Annotated in this window: 8 protein-coding genes and 1 pseudogene; 5 read left to right on the forward strand and 4 right to left on the reverse strand. The window is 40.5% G+C overall.

The window, feature by feature from the left end; all coding sequences use genetic code 11:
* On the forward strand, positions 1-237 hold a 237-nt coding region (locus O9295_RS16240; RefSeq protein WP_288033849.1), incomplete at its 5' end, for a hypothetical protein.
* Positions 238-239: 2 nt separating this feature from the next.
* Complete coding sequence (locus tag O9295_RS16245; RefSeq protein WP_288033850.1) at positions 240-479, forward strand: hypothetical protein; 240 nt, start codon at positions 240-242, stop codon at positions 477-479.
* Positions 480-598: 119 nt separating this feature from the next.
* On the opposite strand, the gene O9295_RS16250 is transcribed toward O9295_RS16245, so the two are convergent.
* The 4 genes from O9295_RS16250 to O9295_RS16265 form a co-directional block, all read right to left on the reverse strand.
* Complete coding sequence (locus tag O9295_RS16250) at positions 599-952, reverse strand: hypothetical protein (RefSeq protein WP_002763763.1); 354 nt, start codon at positions 950-952, stop codon at positions 599-601.
* Positions 945-1,283: a UPF0175 family protein gene (locus O9295_RS16255; protein WP_002763765.1), complete on the reverse strand. Its 339-nt coding sequence runs from the start codon at positions 1,281-1,283 to the stop codon at positions 945-947. Before O9295_RS16255 ends, O9295_RS16250 begins: the two co-directional genes overlap by 8 nt.
* Before the next feature lie 88 nt (positions 1,284-1,371).
* The gene (locus tag O9295_RS16260) at positions 1,372-1,659 is read right to left on the reverse strand and encodes a BrnA antitoxin family protein (protein WP_288028137.1); all 288 of its coding nucleotides are present in this window, start codon (positions 1,657-1,659) and stop codon (positions 1,372-1,374) included.
* The gene (locus O9295_RS16265) at positions 1,640-1,930 is read right to left on the reverse strand and encodes a BrnT family toxin (protein ID WP_287732219.1); all 291 of its coding nucleotides are present in this window, start codon (positions 1,928-1,930) and stop codon (positions 1,640-1,642) included. Before O9295_RS16265 ends, O9295_RS16260 begins: the two co-directional genes overlap by 20 nt.
* A 225-nt stretch (positions 1,931-2,155) precedes the next feature.
* Between O9295_RS16265 and O9295_RS16270 the strand changes: the two are divergent.
* From O9295_RS16270 to O9295_RS27890, 3 genes and pseudogenes are all read left to right on the forward strand, one after another.
* Positions 2,156-2,230, forward strand: a pseudogene (locus tag O9295_RS16270) (PEP-CTERM sorting domain-containing protein); the annotation flags it as partial.
* A gap of 115 nt (positions 2,231-2,345) precedes the next feature.
* The gene (locus O9295_RS16275) at positions 2,346-2,747 is read left to right on the forward strand and encodes a hypothetical protein (protein ID WP_288033853.1); all 402 of its coding nucleotides are present in this window, start codon (positions 2,346-2,348) and stop codon (positions 2,745-2,747) included.
* A gap of 24 nt (positions 2,748-2,771) precedes the next feature.
* Positions 2,772-2,889 (forward strand): immunity protein CdiI family protein (locus O9295_RS27890; protein ID WP_502846503.1); only part of this gene is annotated, 118 nt, incomplete at its 3' end.

Genomic DNA, 2,889 nt, shown 5'->3' on the forward strand with positions numbered 1-2,889 from the left:
GTGGACTTTGAGATTATCAGCGATATCACGAATATCGAGATTATTGCCACAGGAACAGGAATTCGTAATCGGGAACGGTTGCAAAAACAGTATGGCAAAGGTAAATGGAGAAAATTAAAGGGCATAGCCCAAGTTCAGCTTCCCAATGGTATAGTAAGGTTAGCTGAAGTCCATTGGTATGAAGCTCATGGCATCGGCAAAAAAGAATTTAAGCTCAAGTTACCGTTTCTAGATTGACCATGAAAATAGAGTCATCTCCAACAAATAAGTTCGCAGTTTGTCTCAATAATGAAGGCTACGAAGCTTCACTAGAGGTGGGCAAAATATACCGCGTTATCCCTGATGAGACAACAGAAATAAACAGTCTAATTCGGGTTATTGATGAAAGTGGTGAAGATTACGCTTTTTCTGTGAATCGGTTTCATGCTATTGAGTTACCAAAGCCAATAGAAGAAGCTTTATTATCAGTTGCCAACTAAAACCCCCTAAATCCACTGAAAAAGAAACCACAAAAGTAGGCTAAATTGCCTCTAAAAATACCATCGATGTCCCTTCATTCAATCTTGAGAGGGTTTATTTTTGGCATCTATTAATACTTCTAAAAATTGTCAAACTTATTAATGATGTCTTGAATTTGCTGCGCTGGGATGTCTGTTTGGTCAGATTTGGTATAGATGAGGAGCATCAAAACACAACCATTGTCTTTAAGTTGATAGATAACACGATAGCCGCTACTTTTGCCCTTTTGAATATCGCTGTTTTTGAGGCGAACTTTAAAGACAGTGTAGCCTATTCCTGGTATTTGATCGCCGATGAATTTGCCTATCTGAAGGTCATCAATTAGAGGTTGTAGGTCAGTACGAATGCTCCGATAGCGTTTGGCGAGGGTGCGAAGTCGATCCTTGAATTCATCAGAGAAAAGGAGCTTAATAGAGGGAATTTCTTCAGTCATCTATGCCATCCCAGAGTTCAGAGATGGGATGTACTTTGCCTTCTTTAGCTTGCTGAAGAGAAATACAAAGACTGGTGAGGATGAGTTCTTTTGGTTCGTCGTCAGGGTCAGTGGGTGGAGTGAGGATATTACGCGATACTAGCAATTGGTAGAAATCATCGAGTGCCATTCCCGTTAGTTCGGCTGCTTGTTCAAATTTAAGGCGTTGCTGCTGATAAAGCATGACAGCGATTTCCGTGAGCATTTGAGCTTCAGTCATTTGTACTGTTTGCAGAAGTTTAGAGGGAAGGATGAGGTTCATAGAGGTTTCATTAAGTGGCAGTAACTTCATTGTATCGCCATGAAAAGGAAACCACAAAAGTAGGCTAAATTGTTTCTAAAAATACCATAAATACCCCTTCAATCAATCTTGAGGGGGTTTATTTTTTTGCCTGTGTTTCCACATATTCTCGCAGGACGCGATTAATACTGGTCTGATACCCCTCCTCTTGTGTGGCCTGGGTTTTGAACCAGTCTATCAGGTCAGCATCAAGGCTTAGAGTTATCTGCTGTTTGAGCGGACGATAGAATACACCACGCCGCGCCCTGCTCCAATCTCCCGTAGCCTCTGGGATCAGATCTGTGCGGATAGGCTCTTGTGATGCGGCTAGAGCGTCAATTTCAGCCTGTATCTCTGGCGGTACTGGATTACAATCTCCCTTCTTCATAAGCCCTCCTTTCATGGGCTGTTGCCCTGCGTGCGCTAATAATTCGTCCCGTTTCTTCTCCTGTCACCGAATCAGACTCCGGCCAAGTATGCACCACAAACACAGTCAATTTACCGATCAGTCCGATAGTCTGCCAGCGTTCTTCCTCTGGGTATGGATCGGGACAGCTGACAGCGAGAGGATCGGCAAAAACATATTGAGCGGCTTCAAAGCTCAAGCCGTGATCGCGCTTGTTTGTCCGATTTTTGTTGTCGTCCCATGTCCACTTCAATTTTACTCTCCAAATGTAGCTATATTATGGTTACTACATTAATTTTTATCAACACTGTATTTGCGCTAACACGATCACAGTTAAATTTACCCCTGTCGAGATGATAACATTATCCAGATATAATGCCAGCATCACTACCGATTTAGCAGCAAGAGGAAGCTAAAGAAATTAGTCATCAGATAACAGTTTGAGCGGTATGTGTTAATTATCATCCCTTTCGGCTTCGGCGCAGCTTCAACCCTCAAAAGCAAACTAAAACCCTCTAAATCCACTGAAAAAGAAACCACAAAAGTAGGCTAAATTGTTTAGTAAAATACCATAAATGCCCCTTCAATCAATCTTGAGGGGGTTTTATTGTATAATAGAGGGATGAGTAAACTAGATCAACTTACGCAATCTTGAGCTATAATCGGCAATGAGGTCGAATCCGAACAACGATCAGAAAAGACTCCTGATTGCTGAACTTAAAAAAGCAGCAATCAAACATACCCCAGAAAATATTATCATAATTACTCAAGATATTAGCGGGAAAATTGTTTTTCTAGAAACAGGAAAAGGAGGAGAGAGAGGTTCTGGATTACTGCATATTCTAGAAAATCATCGAGAAGATTTTCTCCAGAGAGGTATTACTGAAGAACAAATTCCCGATTTAATTGTAACAGCTATTAGTGAGGGAAAAATTATTGGCATACAAGGAAAAAGTCGCATAATTTATCAAGTAGAAATCAATGGAATTATTCAGTATGTTTCTCTAGAAATTAGTCATAATGGTTACTTAGTGAGTGCTAATCCAACTCCAACGCGATTAATTAATTAACAAACTTATTCAGGAATGATAGTTATGGCAATCAGAATCAAACTTTGGGCAGATTATGGAAGTTACCCACTTTGGGGAGTAGATGAAATTGATAACATTGCTCCTGAAGAATTACCATTAAGTCAAGCAACCATTCAACGTT

The sequence above is a fragment of the Microcystis sp. LE18-22.4A genome, assembly GCF_027531105.1.
GTDB lineage: Bacteria > Cyanobacteriota > Cyanobacteriia > Cyanobacteriales > Microcystaceae > Microcystis > Microcystis aeruginosa.